Raw genomic sequence first — 16,731 nt, forward strand, 5'->3', positions numbered from 1 at the left:
AACTAACTGAGGAGAGCGACAGCGCATATTGATCAATTAGCACGGAAGCACAATGATGACTTTTGTTCAAAAAAACGCCACACAATGCGTTTTTTGTCACACGTTGTTTCCTTGCTAGGTGTTATCCTTATAAAATGTAAGGCTTTAAAAATTACGCTGTGAGGGTCTTATGATAGAAATCGTAATTGACGGAAAGTTCCGGATTGTGGAAGAGGGTTCTACTCTTCTGGAAGCAGCAAAAGTGTGTGGCGTCGACATACCTTCATTATGTGGATTAAACAAATCCAAGGCCAAGGTGCCTTGCGACCTGTGTGTCGTCGAAGTGGAAAGTGGCGGCACTCAACGGGCGTGCGAACTCAAAGTTTATCGCGGTCTCAACGTAAAAACCCAATCAGATCAGCTCAGTGCTCACCGGCGTAAAGCGCTTAACACCATAATGCAAGACCACTACGCTGACTGCGAAGCGCCATGCAAAACCGCTTGTCCTGCTGGTGTCGATATTCAATCTTATCTCTACTTCATTGCCCAGAACGACCATCAAAAAGCGATTGAGGTCATCAAACGCACCCTGCCAATGCCACTCTCTATTGGCCGTGTGTGTCCTGCTTTCTGTGAAAGTGAATGTCGCCGCTCTTTGGTCGACGACTCGATTGCAATCCGCCAACTAAAACGACATGCCGCAGATGCAGACCTTGCTGCGCAAGAATCCTATGTACCGGAGAAAAAACTAGCCAAAGGACTCTCTATTGCTGTGGTGGGCAGTGGCCCTGGCGGTTTGACTGCTGGCTACTATCTCTCCAATGAAGGCTATGATGTGACGGTGTTTGAGTCGATGCCAAAGGCGGGCGGATGGTTGCGCTACGGGATCCCAGAATACCGATTGCCAAAAGCGATCTTAGATAAAGAGATCGAACTCATGTGCCGCAACGGCATGCAGATTCAAACCCGTAAAAAACTCGGCGTCGATTTTACCTTATCTCAGCTAAGCGACGAGTATGATGCAGTCTGTTTGGCTGTTGGTGCGTCATTGGCGGTTGAGATGAACTATCCGGGCAGTGACTTAGCAGGCTGTTATCTCGGCGTCGACTACCTGAAAGATTATGTCACAGAACAACACTACACTACCGGGAATAAGGTCGCGGTCATCGGTGGGGGTAACACTGCGATTGACTGTGCGCGAACCGCTCGCAGAACGGGGGCTGAAACCACGATTATCTACCGCCGAACTCGTGAAGAGATGCCCGCTGAAGAGTATGAAATCGAAGAGGCTGAACACGAAGGCGTACAATTTCTGTTCTTAACGAATCCAGCTCAAAATATTGCAGGCTCAGATGGACGAGTAGAAAAAGTCCAGTTGGAACGTATGGCATTAGGCGCGCCCGATTCGTCTGGCCGCCGGAGACCAGAGGCGACAGGAGAGTTTTTCACCCAAGAATTTGACACCGTAATCGCCGCTGTATCGCAAAAACCAGACTTAAGTTTCCTCGACGACGATTCACTTTCAATCCCACTAACGCGCTGGAATACTTCTCAGTCTGACGACCAAACCATGCACACTGGCACGGGCAATATCTTTAGCATAGGTGATTTTCGGCGTGGGCCTGCAACCGCGGTTGAAGCGGTTGGTGACGGTCGAATAGCAGCCAAAGCCATCGACCTATTTCTCAATGGTGATATGGCTGACATGCCAAAACCTGCCTTTAACTCACGCAAAGAAGAAAAGCTCGCTCAGGTCGATCCTCTCCACTTTGAAAACTTGCAGAAAGTCGCGCGCAGCATTATGCCCGAGCTGACACCCGCTCAACGTGAGCAAAGCTTTGATGAGGTCGAACTCGGTTTTGACAATGATGAAGCAATGAAAGAGGCGGCTCGTTGCCTAGAGTGCGGCTGCCAAGCCAATACCAGTTGTGATTTGCGGGATTACTCAACCGAATATGGTGCGCAACAGAACTTTTCGTTTCCAGTTGAAGTAAAAACACACCAAGATTGGCTCAATCTCCGTCACAAAGACACACGACATAAGTTTACAGTTGATCGTAGTTCAGAGTTTATCGAGTTTGATGCCAACCGATGTATCAGTTGTGGTCAATGTATTCAGGCATGCAGTGAACAAGCGGTGCATGGCATTCTCAACTTTGTTCACGACCAAAATGGTCGTCCCGCACTGAGACCAGATGACAGACCGCACTTCGGTTCCAGCCGCCATGGTCGAATCTTGATGGGGGACTCGAACTGCGTTCAATGTGGTGCTTGTATTCAGGCCTGTCCGACGGGCGCTATGGTTGACAGTCGAGATCGCTCACAGGGTCGCGAAGAGTCGCTCAAACATGTCGACACCATTTGTACCTACTGTGGTGTGGGGTGCAAGTTAACCATGCATGTTGACGAGAAAGCCAACCGAATTCGCCGCATAACCGGTGCCAATTCTCCAGTGAACCAAGGCATGCTCTGTGTCAAAGGACGTTTTGGTTTCGATTTCATCGGTGATCAAGCTCGCTTAACGACGCCGCTTATCCGTAAAGACGGATGGTTACAACCCGCAAGCTGGGATGAAGCTATTACTCTGATTGCCAGTAAATTTACCGCTCTCAAGCAAGATTTTGGTGGCAATGCACTGGCAGGATTCTCATCAGCCAAAACCACCAACGAAGACAACTATGCCTTCCAGAAATTTATTCGTCGCGAACTAGGGACAAACAACGTTGATCACTGTGCTCGTCTCTGCCATGCGTCGAGTGTCACCGGACTAGAAGCCTCGCTCGGTAGTGGCGCGATGACCAACGACATTCCAAGTATCAAACACTCGGATGTTATTTTTATTATCGGTTCAGACACCACCTCTGCTCACCCGATTATCGCTTCCCATATCAAGCAAGCTATCCGCCACCACGGTGCTCGTCTGATCGTTGCCGATCCCAAACGTATCGATATGGCCGATCATGCTCAGCTCTATCTCGCGCATCGCCCAGGGACAGATGTCATGCTGCTTAACGGCATCATGCAGCAAATCATCAAAAATGGTTGGTACGACCAAGAGTATATAGAAGAGCGTGTTGATGGCTTTGATACCTTGCTTCAAGAAGTGATGTCACCTGCTTATGCTCTGGATAAAGTTGAGCTAGTGACAGGCGTCAGCGGTGAAGACATTTTTGCTATGGCGAGAATGATAGGAACAGCCAAACGAACCGCTGTTTACTACTCGATGGGGATTACACAACACACCACAGGCCATGACAACGTTCGCTCTATCGCCAACTTGCAGCTACTGTGCGGCAACATCGGTATTGAAGGCGGCGGTATTAACCCACTCCGTGGTCAGTCTAACGTACAAGGAGCCTGTGACATGGGCGCGCTGCCCAACAGCTACCCAGGGTATCAGAAAGTCTACAACCCAATGATTCGCCAGAAGTTCGCTATTGAATGGAATGCCAATTACTTACCGTCAGAACCGGGGTTAACTCTCACTGAAATCATTGATGGTGCATGCCAGCGTACGGTTCGAGGTCTCTATATCATGGGGGAAAACCCCGTCCTTAGTGACCCAAATCAAGCGCATGTTATCGAAGGTTTGGAGGCGCTGGATTTCTTGGTTGTTCAAGACATCTTCTTAACAGAAACCGCTCACTACGCGGATGTGGTTCTACCTTCATGCTCATTTGCGGAAAAATCAGGCCACTTTACCAACACTGAACGTCGCGTACAGCGTATCAATGCTGCCGTCAAAGCACCAGGAGAAGCCAAAGAGGATTGGTGGATCATCCAACAAATTGCTAACGCGATGGGAAGTGACTGGCACTATCAACACGTCTCTGATATTACCGCCGAGATTGCACGTGTTACCCCTCAATATGCCGGACTGCGCTGGGATGCGATTACCCCTGAAGGCGTTCAATGGCCGAGCAACAAAAACAATCCGAATGGTACTCGCATTATGCATCAGACACAGTTCACTCGCGGCAAAGGTCAGATGGTGGGCGTACCATTCCGCTATGCGGCAGAATTGCCTGACGAGGAGTTTCCATTGGTACTTACCACGGGACGTGTTCTAGAACAGTTCCATACCGGTACCATGACGCGTAAAACCAAAGGGTTAGATAATCTCGCGGGGCCACGTGCCATGATCAGTGTTCAGGATGCAGAAGCATTAGGTGTTTCTAACGGTCAGCGACTTAAAGTCTCGACCCGTCGAGGAGAGATTGAGATAGATGCATTCGTGACAAAACGTATCCAAAAAGGCGTTATCTTTATTCCTTTCCATTTTGTTGAGTCGCCAGTCAATAGGCTTACGACCACAGCAACCGACCCCCATGCCAAGATACCAGAATTCAAAGTCGCAGCAGTGAAAGTGGAACCCCTGCCTTTTGAAGCCGCCGTTTAAAGGTTGATAAAGAGAATAAAGCCAACGAATCCTCGTTGGCTTTATTATTCTTGCCCCTTGAGCTACTGTATTGATTCGCTATATTAGCAAACGTTTAATTTATTCTCAGGGCGGGGCGAAATTCCCCACCGGCGGTATTCCCCTAGCCAATTTTGACATTGGGGTGAGCCCGCGAGCGCTCGATAAGTCGAGGTCAGCAGATCTGGTGAAAACCCAGAGCCGACGGTTATAGTCCGGATGAGAGAGAATGAAAACACACCACGCTAGCCCTTGCTGCTGTGGTGCATTTCTTTTTGGCTGTGACTTTTAATGTCGCAGTACTCATGCATGCCCTGATTCTGGTGATATTTAGGAGTTAACCATGAATCAGTCATCACTACTAGCCGAATTCGGCGACCCAATCACACGCGTTGAACAAGCACTCATTGCCCTCAAACAAGGCCGAGGTGTACTGCTGCTTGACGATGAAGACCGTGAAAATGAAGGCGATATTATCTATTCCGTCGAATCTCTTACCACTGCACAAATGGCATTGATGATTCGCGAGTGTAGCGGGATTGTCTGTCTTTGCCTGCCAGAAGAGCAAGCGGATCGCTTAGAGCTAACCCCAATGGTCAGCAATAACAACAGTGCCAACCAAACCGCCTTCACGGTTTCAATCGAAGCAAAAGTCGGTGTCACCACTGGCGTTTCTGCTCAAGATCGCGTAACGACGATTAAAACGGCTGCAAACCCTCTGGCAAAACCATCGGATTTGGCACGTCCAGGCCATGTGTTCCCTCTGCGTGCACGCAAAGGTGGCGTTTTGGTCCGTCGTGGACACACAGAAGGTACTATTGACTTGATGCAAATGGCAGGGCTCCAGCCTGCTGGTGTGCTTTGCGAAGTCACCAATCCTGATGGAACAATGGCCAAAACAGCCGAGATCGTTGCCTTTGGTAAACAGCATGATATGCCTGTTCTGACCATCGAAGATATGGTGATGTACCGCCAACAGTTCGACCTAAAGCTTGCATAAAATCTGATTGCCAAGCCCATCGTTTGGGCTTGGCTTACAAAAGTCTTATCGCCAAAACCCTCAGCCGCTATCTTTTCTAAAATCAGTCAAATTTCGCATCTCTATACTTCTAGGACTAAACTTTTATCTTAGTGATATCTCAAAGGATAGAGGGTCGAATGGACGAGGAACAAAACTCAAACGATGATTTGCTGGTCATTATTGAAGATGAGCCAGCTACGCTTGACACAACGTCTCCGAAACTAACTTGGCGAGTACTGATCGTTGACGATGATCCTGATCTCCATCATGCGACGACGTTATCTCTAAAAGACATCATCATCGAAAACCGCCCAATCGAGTTCCTTCACGCCTATTCCGCTGCGGAAGCAGAACAGGTACTGAGTCATGAAACGGATATCGGTGTGATACTGCTTGATGTCGTCATGGAAACCGACCTCGCAGGGCTTGAGTTGGTCGAAACCATTAGAGAAAAACTGCATTTAAGCGCGTTAAGGATCATTCTTCGTACAGGTCAGCCAGGCTATGCTCCTGAAATGGAGACCATTCAGCGTTATGACATCAACGACTATCGCACCAAGCCTGAACTGACTCGAATCCGCCTCTTTACCATTCTGACCAGCGCCATCAGAGCCTATCAACAGATTTGTAATCAACATACCATGCGCCAAGGCTTAGAGAAGGTGGTCAAAGCGAGCACTGAACTCGCCCACTATCATGGCATGCGTATGTTTGCAGAAGGGGCAGTAAAACAGATCAGTGCTATCATTCAGATAGAACCCGATGGCTTAATTTGCGTTCAGGAAAGTCTATCGGATTGCGCTTCATCTTCCGCGCAGATCATCGCAGCAGCTGGCCGCTACCAACCGTATGTTCAGTCTCCAATAGAGCAACTGGACTCACACAACATCCGCGACCGAATCCTAACTTGCCTTGAAAAACGTGAAAATCAACTTGAAGATGGGCTAACTCTCTATTTTTCCACAGAACATGGCAGAAAATTGGCCGCTTATGTGGATGTGAATCGCCCTTTAGAAAGTGTGGATCAGCATCTTCTCGAAGTGTTGTGCGCGAATCTGTCGGTTGGTTTTGACAATGTCTTGCTTTATAACCGTCTTGAGCAGCAAGCATTCACCGATCCTCTGCTCAACATACCCAACCTAAACAGCCTATTGCAGTATCAACTTTCCTCCTCTCAATCGGAGCATTCACAAGTCATGGCTCTGATTGACATTGATGACTTTTCCGTTTTCAACGACAGTTTCGGTCACAAACTAGGAGATGATCTACTCATCGCAGTTTCCGAACGACTTAGCCACGCTTTTCCAAACTGTTTTCTATCAAGAGTTGGCAGTGATGTATTCGCCATCATTGGTTCGCAAAAAGAGGTCACCGACTTGACCATCAGCAACGTTTTCCAATGTAACTTCACGGTTGATGACCAACCTTTCAAGGTCATGGCAAGCATCGGGCTGGTTGAACTCTGCCAAGGCGAAGAACTCTCCGAACGTTACAAAGATGCCCAAGTCGCGCTGAAACAGGCCAAAATGCATCATCGCGGTGCTGCCATGACCTTTTCACAGAACATGGGGCAAAATGCTCGCGACAGGATGCAACTTCTTATCGAACTTAAACAGGCACTGGAAGAGAATGCCCTTTTTCTGATGTATCAGCCAAAGTACAACCTCAACACACTCGAGTTAACTGGCATCGAGGCCTTGCTTCGCTGGCGCAATAAACATGGTGATCTTGTTCCACCGGATCAGTTTATTCCCCTCGCAGAACAGTCTGGGATGATGGTGAATATTGGCGCGTTTGTTATCGAACGAGCCTGTCAACAGTTTAACCAACTGCTCAATAGTGTCGGCACTCAGATAACCATGGCGATCAACATATCTCCAGCCCAACTTGATGAGCCAGAGTTCGTCCATCTACTCGAATCCAGTCTCAAACAGCATGCCATTGCACCGCAGCAAATTGAGTTAGAAATCACGGAAACCATTGCTGCTAAAAACCTATCTGCATTGTGCGACGTGCTTAATCAAGTGCGTGAGTTGGGTTGTAAGATCGCAATAGACGATTTTGGCACAGGTTTCTCTTCACTCAGTATTCTGCATAAATTACCTGCAACGCGTCTGAAAATAGATCGTTCATTTGTCGATGCGATGGAAGAAGATTGCAGCATCGCGAAGATGATCGTCAACCTCGGTCAAACGTTAGGTTTGCAGATCACAGCGGAAGGGATTGAGACCTCTTTTCAACACGACAAACTGAAAGCATTTCACTGTGAAGAAGGGCAAGGATGGTTGTTTGCCAAAGCGATGGAAATGGAACAGTTGATAACCTTCGTCTCTCAACCGGACGACAAACAATAAGTGAGCCAGCAATGAATAATCCGGACATCCCACCAGCATCCAACTCTGGTCAATCAACTGACGATGCTATTGCCAGAGTTCACACTCGATCCGCAGCCTTGATTCGTCGTTATCGCGCTATGATTTACGGTGGCCTGATTCTGATTGTACTGCTCACTCTAGGCAACACGTTTTATCTTAGTAACCAGCTCAAATCACAGCTCCTCACACAACAGACGCAAAAAGGAATGGAGTCAATGTTGTCTCTCAACAAGACACTCTCTGTTTCTCTTAACCATATCGACCGCATGCGTGGAGCACTGGAAACCGCCTATTTGTATCCCGAGCTTATCCCTCGAGATGGCGCTCTTGAGTACCTCAAGCAGATAACTCAAGACTCGCCTCAAAACGCGCCGTGGGAAAACTTGCCCCCAGACGTGAGACTTAAATTGGGGCAACTTTATGTTCGCTCAAATCCTAGAGATTACACCTTCGACGTCAGTGCATTGCTCACAATGACCAGCGAAGTCGTTTCAACCCATCAGCAATACAGTGATTTTCAGTGGAGCTATTATTACGATGCCAATGAAGTACTCACTTACCTATATCCTTGGTTAAGCTACCGTGATCTTATGGCAGCGACAGAAACCAACAATATGGACGACACCCTGGATATCATCTTTCAGGCCGGAGGAACCTTTCCACTTAAACTCATTAACCCTAGATCAAACCCGACGAAGCAGAAAGTTTGGACAACGCCCTATATGGATGCGGGGGGAAAAGGCATGATGGTTTCACTGCTGGCTCCTGTTTATCACAAAGAGGACTTTATTGGTGCTGTCGGTACGGATATCACTCTTTCCGTCCTAGATAAAATTCTCACTAAACGACCACTCGACCTCGGTCGTTTAGTGATTGTCGATGACAAAGGCTTAGTAATTGGCGACAGTGATGGAGCCTTGACAGACAAAACAGAAAGTCAGTCTCAACACGGAATTCTGACGTTGATGTCCATTGGCGAAGCCCATCGAGTGATCCATGGCGAGTTGCAAAACGTCTCCGAAGGTTATTGGGTCTCTTTCATACTACCCGACACTCCTTGGCGACTTGTTTTAGAACTGACCAACAGCGAAATAAACCAATATGTCTTCGATAGTCTGTTACCCAACTTAATGCTCGCCTCAACCTTTACTGCGCTCTTGTTGTTCGTCGTACTCTACCAGCATTGGAACTTTAGTCAGCCAGCACTGCGCTTAGCGCAATTCGTTGAAGATTTGCCCAGTCAAGAGACCCCTGTTATTCCAGATGTACCTTCTCGCTGGCAAAATTGGTTTAAACGCGCCGCAAACAGGGAACAGGATCGACGCCGCTACTTAGAAACCATCGAGCAACAAACACAAGATCTCGAACGTCGAGTGAATGAACGAACCATAGAACTGGAGCATACGCTGGAAACCTTGAAGGCGACTCAAGAAGAGTTAGTCCGTTCAGAAAAACTCTCAGGGCTTGGTTCTCTGGTCGCTGGTGTCGCCCATGAACTCAATACTCCTATTGGCAATGCGATGATCGTCGCCAGCAGCCTAAAAGATTTTAATCAACAGTTTGTCGAATCCATTCAGCAGGGATTAAGACGTTCAGCACTCGATAGCTATATCAGCAAAAGTACCGAGTCATCCGAAAGTATCGAGCGCAACTTGCGCAGAGCTTCTGAACTGATTTCCAGTTTCAAGCAAGTGGCAGTTGACCAATCGAGTTATCAAAGACGCGTGTTTGATTTGCAAGAGATCGCTCATGAACTAAAAGTTACTATGCTGCCAAGCCTTTCACGTCAACAAATACAGCTCGAAACCGAATGTGAAGAATCAATTAAAATGGACAGCTATCCCGGTCCTCTGACGCAGGTTCTGATGAACCTACTCTCAAACGCTTTGGTTCATGCATTCTCAGATCAAGAGCATAGGATGATAACCATTCGCTGCCATTCTGAAGGTCACAATGCCATTATCACAGTTACCGACAATGGCCATGGCATAGCGATTGAGCATCAAAGCAAAATCTTTGACCCTTTCTTTACTACCCGTTTGGGTCAAGGTGGGTCAGGTCTGGGGCTAAATATCGTCTACAACCTTGTGACCGGACTACTTAACGGCAATATTCAAGTGAGCAGTGAACCGGGAAAAGGCAGTTGTTTTACACTGACGCTACCGCTCAATGCACCAAAAAGTGATACTCTCGAGTCCTAAGTTCAATCACCCATTGTGCCTTACACTTATGAAGAGAATTATTGAGTTAATTACACAAGATCCTATCAGGGTTGAAGCGTTACGGTGTGCGCGGCATTTGGTTATCAGTCGCTGTTTGAGCTCAAACTCACTCACAATCCCAAGCGATGTAAAACCGTATTTGACCAGCGAGTATCAAGAAAAGGTTGGTTGAATCGCTGGCCAAAACTGACCGTGGTTAGTGACTAGAAATCGATGGAACCGTTGTTGGTAAGACGGTTTGTTGCTGACGGACTTTGTAGGTAAACAACCACAACAGAATCACAGCTACAATCACACCTGCAAATGAGACATATAAGGTCGAATAGTAGTTATACAACTCTCCCACAACGCCGACAGAGAGACTGGCCAGCAGCATACTGATACTCAACGTGCTTGAGAACAAGGTCGAAGCAGTTCCCAAACGATCACGCATCATATCCTGCAATACAACCATTCCGAGCGTCGCACATACGCCGATAAAGAAGCCATTTAAAATTTGCGCCGCCAGCATAGTGACAAAGGTTTGGCTTGTTAACATCACCATATAGAACACAATTCCCGTCGCCACACCCAGCATCATCAACTTAATCGCACCGACCTTTTGCGCCAAACGTCCCGCCCATAGCATCACTGGGATCTCACACAATGCCGCCGCACCAAATAGAAAACCAAGCCAGTTTCCATCGACTTTCAGCTCCTGAGAGAGATATAGCGGCATACTCGTGATATAGAGGTTGTTCGCCGCAAAGGCGAATACCATCGCAACACAATAGAGCGCAACCAGTTGGTTAACACCTCGGCTGGATGGTTTATCTTGCGATGATTCACCAGAAGGCGCAGTAACTTCACAAGATGGCAATGAGGTTGTGATCACCAGAATGGCAATGGAAACGATCGATGCTGAGACCATAAACGCCGCGCTGAAACCGAAGCTCGCTTTGAGCATAAAGGCAGCAGGAGGGCCAAATACCCAAGCGATGGCGATACCAGCACGCATCGTTGACAGAAACGTCGTACTATCTTCGACATTCTTGTCCGCATACTCTCTTCCCATCGCAAACAGCTGACCAAATGAGGCACCGCTAACACTACCAAACACCGTTGCTATAGTGACTGCCAGCCAATAATCACGAACAAAAACAAAGCTCAGCACAGTGATCAGATAACAAGATAACGCGACGATAAGAATCGTTTTACGCTGCCAGTTTTTATCCGACTGAGTCGCAATCAACTGTGAGACAATCACAGAGCTTACTACCGCAAGCACCATGTACATGCTCAGCATCATTGGGGATGCGCCTAACTGCTCAACGATAAACAAGCTTGATAGCGGATAAAAGAACGCACCGCACAAGCCTGAAACGAACGCTGTAAAAATAAACAATATTGCCGTTTTGTCTCGATACATACCCAAACGCTCCTATAGCCAACCACTCATATTGAATGGCGTTAGTCTATACAAAGTTATCGAGATTCAATGATGGTATTCGAGCCACATCTAATACAAATCCTTCAACAACAGTTATATCTTTGACAGAAAAACAACACATCGATTACTCTAACTGCCGTTATTGGAGGATGTCAGATGAAGCCGTTTATAGAAAATGTCCTTAACTCGCCCAGTTATGACTGGCTGGTAAGGGAGTATCACTGTCGTGTTAAAAATGAGCAATTCGCCTGCTCATGGCATTACCACGCCGAATATGAACTGGTTCTTTATCTCGACCCTCAGCATGTGTTTAACGGTAACTACTTTGCTGGCGATGCCATCGGGCAAGTGAATCACAACACTCTCCTACTCTATGGGCCTGGGCTACCCCATATGATTACCGGACAGCTGGCAGGCAGTGACGAGAAGCCACACAGCTCGATTATCGTCTGGCTTAAACATCATTGGATAGAGAAACTTCAAGCGGCGATCCCTGAGGCTCGCAATATCAAACGCTTGCTGGAAAATGCCGCCTTTGGTCTAAAATTCAGTGCGCAAACTGCCGAAAAAGTGTCTGCACTATTAAGTGGAATTGAAAGCAGTGAAAGGCACCTACAAGCGCTTAAAGTGATGGAGGTATTGATCCATCTCGCTGATGACAAACAGTCCGAAAAACTGTCTGTAACTCCTTATCGACTCAAAGAGTTATCTGGCGATAACGACGCACACAAACGAGTCGCTATGGCGACACAGTTTATTGAACGCAACTATCAACACGCAGTACGTATTTCCGACCTCTGTAAGGAACTGCATATTAGTGAAAGTTCAGCCTATCGTTTGTTTGAGAAGCACTATGGAGTGAGTTTTTCTGACCACCTAAAACAGTATCGCGTTGGTAAAGCGTGTGAACTCCTCGCCAGCTCTTCCACCCCAATTGCCTTAGTCGCAGAGAAGACAGGATTTCAAAACCTATCGAACTTCAATCGCCAATTTCGCATGGTAAAACAGATGACTCCATCGCAGTTCAGAGCGCGTTTTAACTAATTCTATCCCCTCTCTTCTCGCCACAAATAAAAGATGAATTGCATGCACAACGAATAATTCGTCAAGGCGACTCCATTGAAACATAACAGAATTCAATAACCACAAAGGCCCGATAAGGGCCTTTGTTATAAGCATTCATTATGTCACTGATTTATTAGGTATTGATGAAGGCGATCTTTCATCTCAGCTCGGTTGTGCTTCATGAGATGCATCTCTTCATCACTAATGGGCGAGTCACGCATCTCCAGCTTTCGAATATCTTTGTCGAGAGCATTGTATTCTCTCATCAATTCTGCGAACTCCAGACTCTCTTTTGCTAATGCTTGTATTGTTTGCTTATGTTGTGGAAATTCCTTAAGTAGTGAGTGATCTTCACCGAGCATAGATAACACCTCCTTTTTCGAGAATAAAACAACTGGTTATTTTTTAACCATAGCAGTTAATGGAATTGATTTATGCGATCTCCCGCACTGAGTAGCAGGAAAAATGGTCTGGCTCAATGCCGCCCCCTACTAACCTCATTGCTTTTGATAAAAGTGAGCAAAGTTAGGAATATACTGCTCCCATATTGGCGGTTTTCCTATATGGGCTTCAACTGCCGAGATAAATGCTTTGACCAATGCCGTTTGTTTACGGTGAGGATAGAGGGCATACAAAGCGAGATCTCCATTGCACAGCGTATACTGTGTGAGGAGAGGGCGTAGCTTCATCTCGACAATCGACCGATTGAGGTTGGAAGACGATATGGTCGCATACCCTAATCCATCCTGTACCGCCGCTATGAGAGTTGCCACGTCATTTACCTTACAGTTTCCCTTCATCTTGTAGTTGAGAAATGTTTCCCCACCCGGCTGTTCACTGAGTCTCATCGTATCAACGATCAATGAACGATTACTGTAAACAACAGAGGGTAGCTTAACCAATTCATCCGGAGTTTTCGGCTCCCCATAACGTTCAATAAACGTATCTGATGCTAAGATAACCGCTCTGATATCAGCAATTTTCCTCGCAATCAGGCTCGAGTCATCCAATCTTCCTAAACGAAATGCGACATCAAAATGGTCAGAAATAATGTCGGAACGCTTATCATCAAGCAGCAGCTCTATCTCAACATCAGGATAATTTTTAAGAAACTGGGTAATCACAGGTTGAAGATGGTTCTGTCCAATATGGAGAGGAGCCGTTACGCGAATGCGTCCCTTTGGTTGTGCATGGTAAGAATCCGCTATCGACTGTACGTGATGCAACGTGCCAACCAAACTCCGTGCTTGCTCTAAGATCTCTTCACCCGCAGGAGTCAGTGAGAAAGAGCGTGTCGAACGATTGAGCAACTGCACACCCAGTTCTGTCTCTAGTTTCTTGATTTGTTTGGATAGTGATGAGTTATCCATATCATTCAACGCCGCAGCCTTAGCAAACGAGCCCTGCTGCACGACATCAATAAACAGAGAGAGTTGATTAACCAGTGCCATCTCAGCGCCTTACTTTTGCGAACGTTGCCATTGCACTAACCACTTGTCCAAATGGTTAGCGAACTGCTGGCGATCAGCCTGACTAAGCGGCGCAGGGCCTCCCGTCTGAATACCACTGCTACGCATGGTTTCCATAAAGTCGCGAATATTAAGGCGTGACTTTATGTTCTCTTTGGTAAACATTTCACCGCGAGAACTCAATGCATGACCACCTTTGGTAATAATCTCGTCTGCGAGAGGAATATCGCTGGTGATCACTAAGTCACCGACTTGGCAGCGCTTAACAATTTCGTTGTCTGCGACATCAAAACCAGGTTGTACTTGCAACATAGTCACTTTCGGCGACGCTGGGGTGCGGATAAATTGGTTGGCAACTAAAGTCACCTCGACACCAGTCCTCTGAGAGGCTCGAAATAAAACATCACGAACCACGACCGGACACGCATCTGCATCTACCCAAATCTTCATCAAACTCGATTCCTTAATCTTCTCTAATTAACGCAATCATTAGACCGCAATTTGTTGAAGCATAATAGCGTTATTTAAAGCGTACAGCAGTTCCAGTATCGAAACTAACCTTACTCCCTGCAAATCTTTTTGACTAGAAAGCCCGACAGGCAAACAACCCCATTGCGTTTCGCGCGAGTTGACCCACAAACACGCCAATACGCTCAATGTAAAAAGCCCCTGAGAGAGGGGGCTACTCAGGGGCTGGTAACAGGTTCACTCGTATTCACCTAAGTGGTAAAAGACGCATCGTTAACTGACAAACAACCACACGCCAACTCCCATCATCAATGTTCCGGCAATTCTGTTCATTAAACGGACATTTTGAGAGTGACCCAGTAAGCGTTTCAATCCTTTTCCACCCGTGGCATATAGCGTCATGCAGATAAATTCAAACACTAAGATAATCGAGACGAGTACCACAAGTTGTGGCATGAGATCGGCTTTTTGATCGATAAATGGTGGTAGAAGAGAGATCATAAAAGCCCAACCTTTGGGATTCGCAATAGCAGTGACAAATCCTTGAATCACCAAGTCCCAATCACTTTGTGGTACCGCAGCCTGCTGTTCCAGATTGATCGCGAGTTTGCCTCTTGAACGCCACATCTGGATGCCAAGATAAAGTAGATACCCACCACCAATAAATTTCAGTGCAACGAACAACCAAGGATAGTTGAGCATAACCGCAGCAATACCGACCACCGCCGCTATCGCCACTAATCCAACACCCACCAGTTCACCCGCCATCATCCACAAGGCTCGTCGGTAACCGATACTCATACCTAGTGTTAAAGCAAGCGTCATGCACATCCCCGGAGTAATGGAGACAAAGAAAAAAGTCGGAATAAACATTCCCAGCAAAGCAGTATTCATAGAACCTAGATCGTGAGGAGTAGTAATGCGATCTAACATAATGCAATGTACAGCCAAACACCATACACCGACATAAGCAATAGAGGCACAGAATGTCCCTATCAGTACGAGAAGCGACGTATCGAAAATTACGACTCTAACTGAATAACTCCTGACTATATATGCACTTTTCGACCAACCCTATGACTATATGCATTTGGATTCTCACGTAATGAGAAAGGCTTCTATTTTAACAGCTAGGATTTTCAGTGTTAATTTTGCGATTTTATAGATAATAACTTTGCAAAATTTAGTTAACACGCCGTTAAATACCACAAAAAAGCAGTGACAGCGGTCACATCTACACATCCCCTCCACTATTTTGCTTTCTTATTTTTTCATTCGCCTGCTAACCTCCTGCTCGCCTTGAAATGAACTCAGGGTGCATAACTATAAGGAGTGTTCTCTATGAATACCAAGAAGCCAATGTCGTTAACCAGCCGTGTTATTCTTGATGGCGAAACTGTTCACAGGTCTTGGTCTGAGTGCAATTGTTAACTTGGCAGAGTACTTCCTCGTACTGGCTGGCACGCTACTTTTGCATGGTTTGGTCACCTACAGCTTGATGCTAAAAGGCTTTACTGGTCTAAGCCCTATCACCTTCCTTAAGAAGATGGAAGACGCAATTATGTTCGCTTTCTCGACGGCGTCTTCAAATGCAACGATTCCAGTGACAATGGAAACGGCTAAGAACCGCATGGGTGTAGAGAACCGTGTGTCATCGTTTACCGTACCATTAGGTGCAACGGTGAACATGGACGGTACTGCAATCATGCAAGGTGTTGCGACTGCATTTATCGCACAGGCGTTCAACATTGACCTGACGATGGGTGATTACCTGATGGTTATCCTCACAGCAACCCTAGCCTCTATCGGCACGGCAGGTGTTCCAGGCGTTGGTCTAGTTATGCTAGCAATGGTACTAAACCAAGTAGGTCTACCGCTGGAAGGTATCGCACTGATCATGGGTGTTGACCGTCTACTCGATATGATTCGTACTGCTGTTAACATCACTGGTGACAGTGCAGTCACCATCATTGTTGCTAAATCTGAAGGTGCGCTTGATGAATCTCGCTTCAACGACCCAATGGCAGGTGCGGCTGAAGAAGAAGTTCATCTCAAACGTTCAGAAGCTTAATTTGATCATAGCAGTTGGCTTAGAAGCCAATTTCAGCAAGGTCGCCAAATAGCTCTCACGACAAAAAGATCCCCCCTGACTCTAATGTCAGGGGGGGATCTATTCCTCTATAAGCAATGACTCTACTTGTTATCGCCACCAAAAAAACAAACATTTAGATCACAAATGTTTAATGAATACAATCGGATCCAACTTATCTCACATAACCACAGCTA

General features: G+C 46.7%; 11 protein-coding genes, 1 pseudogene and 1 riboswitch. Of the genes and pseudogenes, 7 read left to right on the top strand and 5 right to left on the bottom strand.

Annotation, left to right across the window (positions count from 1 at the left end):
• Nucleotides 1-169 precede the first annotated feature (169 nt).
• The 5 genes from fdhF (at nt 170) to QTN94_RS08025 (ending at nt 10,221) form a co-directional block, all read left to right on the top strand.
• Nucleotides 170-4,378 (top strand): formate dehydrogenase subunit alpha, encoded by a 4,209-nt coding sequence (fdhF, locus tag QTN94_RS08005; protein WP_331427387.1) that lies wholly within the window; start codon nt 170-172, stop codon nt 4,376-4,378.
• Between the two features lie 97 nt (nt 4,379-4,475).
• Nucleotides 4,476-4,631: riboswitch (FMN riboswitch) on the top strand.
• A gap of 108 nt (nt 4,632-4,739) precedes the next feature.
• Nucleotides 4,740-5,396, top strand: coding sequence for a 3,4-dihydroxy-2-butanone-4-phosphate synthase (gene ribB / locus QTN94_RS08010; RefSeq protein WP_331427388.1), 657 nt, complete (start codon nt 4,740-4,742; stop codon nt 5,394-5,396).
• A gap of 158 nt (nt 5,397-5,554) precedes the next feature.
• Nucleotides 5,555-7,771: a GGDEF/EAL domain-containing response regulator gene (locus QTN94_RS08015; RefSeq protein WP_331427389.1), complete on the top strand. Its 2,217-nt coding sequence runs from the start codon at nt 5,555-5,557 to the stop codon at nt 7,769-7,771.
• A gap of 11 nt (nt 7,772-7,782) precedes the next feature.
• The gene (locus QTN94_RS08020; protein ID WP_331427390.1) at nt 7,783-9,993 is read left to right on the top strand and encodes an ATP-binding protein; all 2,211 of its coding nucleotides are present in this window, start codon (nt 7,783-7,785) and stop codon (nt 9,991-9,993) included.
• 84 nt (nt 9,994-10,077) lie between these two features.
• Nucleotides 10,078-10,221: a nucleotidyltransferase family protein gene (locus QTN94_RS08025; protein WP_426950795.1), complete on the top strand. Its 144-nt coding sequence runs from the start codon at nt 10,078-10,080 to the stop codon at nt 10,219-10,221.
• Here the strand turns inward: QTN94_RS08025 and QTN94_RS08030 are convergent.
• On the bottom strand, nt 10,211-11,422 hold the full coding sequence (locus tag QTN94_RS08030; protein WP_331427391.1) for a sugar efflux transporter: 1,212 nt from the start codon (nt 11,420-11,422) through the stop codon (nt 10,211-10,213). The two genes, QTN94_RS08025 and QTN94_RS08030, sit on opposite strands and share 11 nt — an antisense overlap.
• Before the next feature lie 177 nt (nt 11,423-11,599).
• On the opposite strand from QTN94_RS08030, the gene QTN94_RS08035 reads away from it, so the two are divergent.
• Nucleotides 11,600-12,487 carry an AraC family transcriptional regulator gene (locus QTN94_RS08035; RefSeq protein WP_138970846.1) on the top strand — a complete coding sequence of 296 codons (888 nt, stop codon included), beginning with the start codon at nt 11,600-11,602 and terminating at the stop codon, nt 12,485-12,487.
• A gap of 143 nt (nt 12,488-12,630) precedes the next feature.
• Here the strand turns inward: QTN94_RS08035 and QTN94_RS08040 are convergent, their stop codons facing one another.
• From QTN94_RS08040 to QTN94_RS08055, 4 genes are all read right to left on the bottom strand, one after another.
• The gene (locus QTN94_RS08040) at nt 12,631-12,870 is read right to left on the bottom strand and encodes a YdcH family protein (protein WP_138970845.1); all 240 of its coding nucleotides are present in this window, start codon (nt 12,868-12,870) and stop codon (nt 12,631-12,633) included.
• 135 nt (nt 12,871-13,005) lie between these two features.
• Nucleotides 13,006-13,959 (bottom strand): LysR family transcriptional regulator, encoded by a 954-nt coding sequence (locus QTN94_RS08045; protein ID WP_331427392.1) that lies wholly within the window; start codon nt 13,957-13,959, stop codon nt 13,006-13,008.
• A 9-nt stretch (nt 13,960-13,968) separates the two neighbouring features.
• Complete coding sequence (locus QTN94_RS08050; RefSeq protein ID WP_331417223.1) at nt 13,969-14,427, bottom strand: YaiI/YqxD family protein; 459 nt, start codon at nt 14,425-14,427, stop codon at nt 13,969-13,971.
• Between the two features lie 291 nt (nt 14,428-14,718).
• Nucleotides 14,719-15,339: a LysE family translocator gene (locus QTN94_RS08055; RefSeq protein WP_138970842.1), complete on the bottom strand. Its 621-nt coding sequence runs from the start codon at nt 15,337-15,339 to the stop codon at nt 14,719-14,721.
• 481 nt (nt 15,340-15,820) lie between these two features.
• Between QTN94_RS08055 and QTN94_RS08060 the strand changes: the two are divergent.
• A pseudogene (locus QTN94_RS08060) lies at nt 15,821-16,516 on the top strand (dicarboxylate/amino acid:cation symporter); the annotation flags it as partial.
• Between the last annotated feature and the right edge of the window lie 215 nt (nt 16,517-16,731).

Source organism: Vibrio sp. M250220, assembly GCF_036533795.1.
Classification (GTDB): Bacteria; Pseudomonadota; Gammaproteobacteria; order Enterobacterales; family Vibrionaceae; genus Vibrio.

Coding starts and splice junctions, on each gene's coding strand:
- QTN94_RS08055 (WP_138970842.1), bottom strand. CDS start 15,339: ATGAATACTGCTTTGCTGGGAATGTTTATTCCGACTTTTTTCTTTGTC.
- fdhF (WP_331427387.1), top strand. CDS start 170: ATGATAGAAATCGTAATTGACGGAAAGTTCCGGATTGTGGAAGAGGGT.
- QTN94_RS08015 (WP_331427389.1), top strand. CDS start 5,555: ATGGACGAGGAACAAAACTCAAACGATGATTTGCTGGTCATTATTGAA.
- QTN94_RS08045 (WP_331427392.1), bottom strand. CDS start 13,959: ATGGCACTGGTTAATCAACTCTCTCTGTTTATTGATGTCGTGCAGCAG.
- QTN94_RS08035 (WP_138970846.1), top strand. CDS start 11,600: ATGAAGCCGTTTATAGAAAATGTCCTTAACTCGCCCAGTTATGACTGG.
- QTN94_RS08030 (WP_331427391.1), bottom strand. CDS start 11,422: ATGTATCGAGACAAAACGGCAATATTGTTTATTTTTACAGCGTTCGTT.
- ribB (WP_331427388.1), top strand. CDS start 4,740: ATGAATCAGTCATCACTACTAGCCGAATTCGGCGACCCAATCACACGC.
- QTN94_RS08050 (WP_331417223.1), bottom strand. CDS start 14,427: ATGAAGATTTGGGTAGATGCAGATGCGTGTCCGGTCGTGGTTCGTGAT.
- QTN94_RS08020 (WP_331427390.1), top strand. CDS start 7,783: ATGAATAATCCGGACATCCCACCAGCATCCAACTCTGGTCAATCAACT.
- QTN94_RS08040 (WP_138970845.1), bottom strand. CDS start 12,870: ATGCTCGGTGAAGATCACTCACTACTTAAGGAATTTCCACAACATAAG.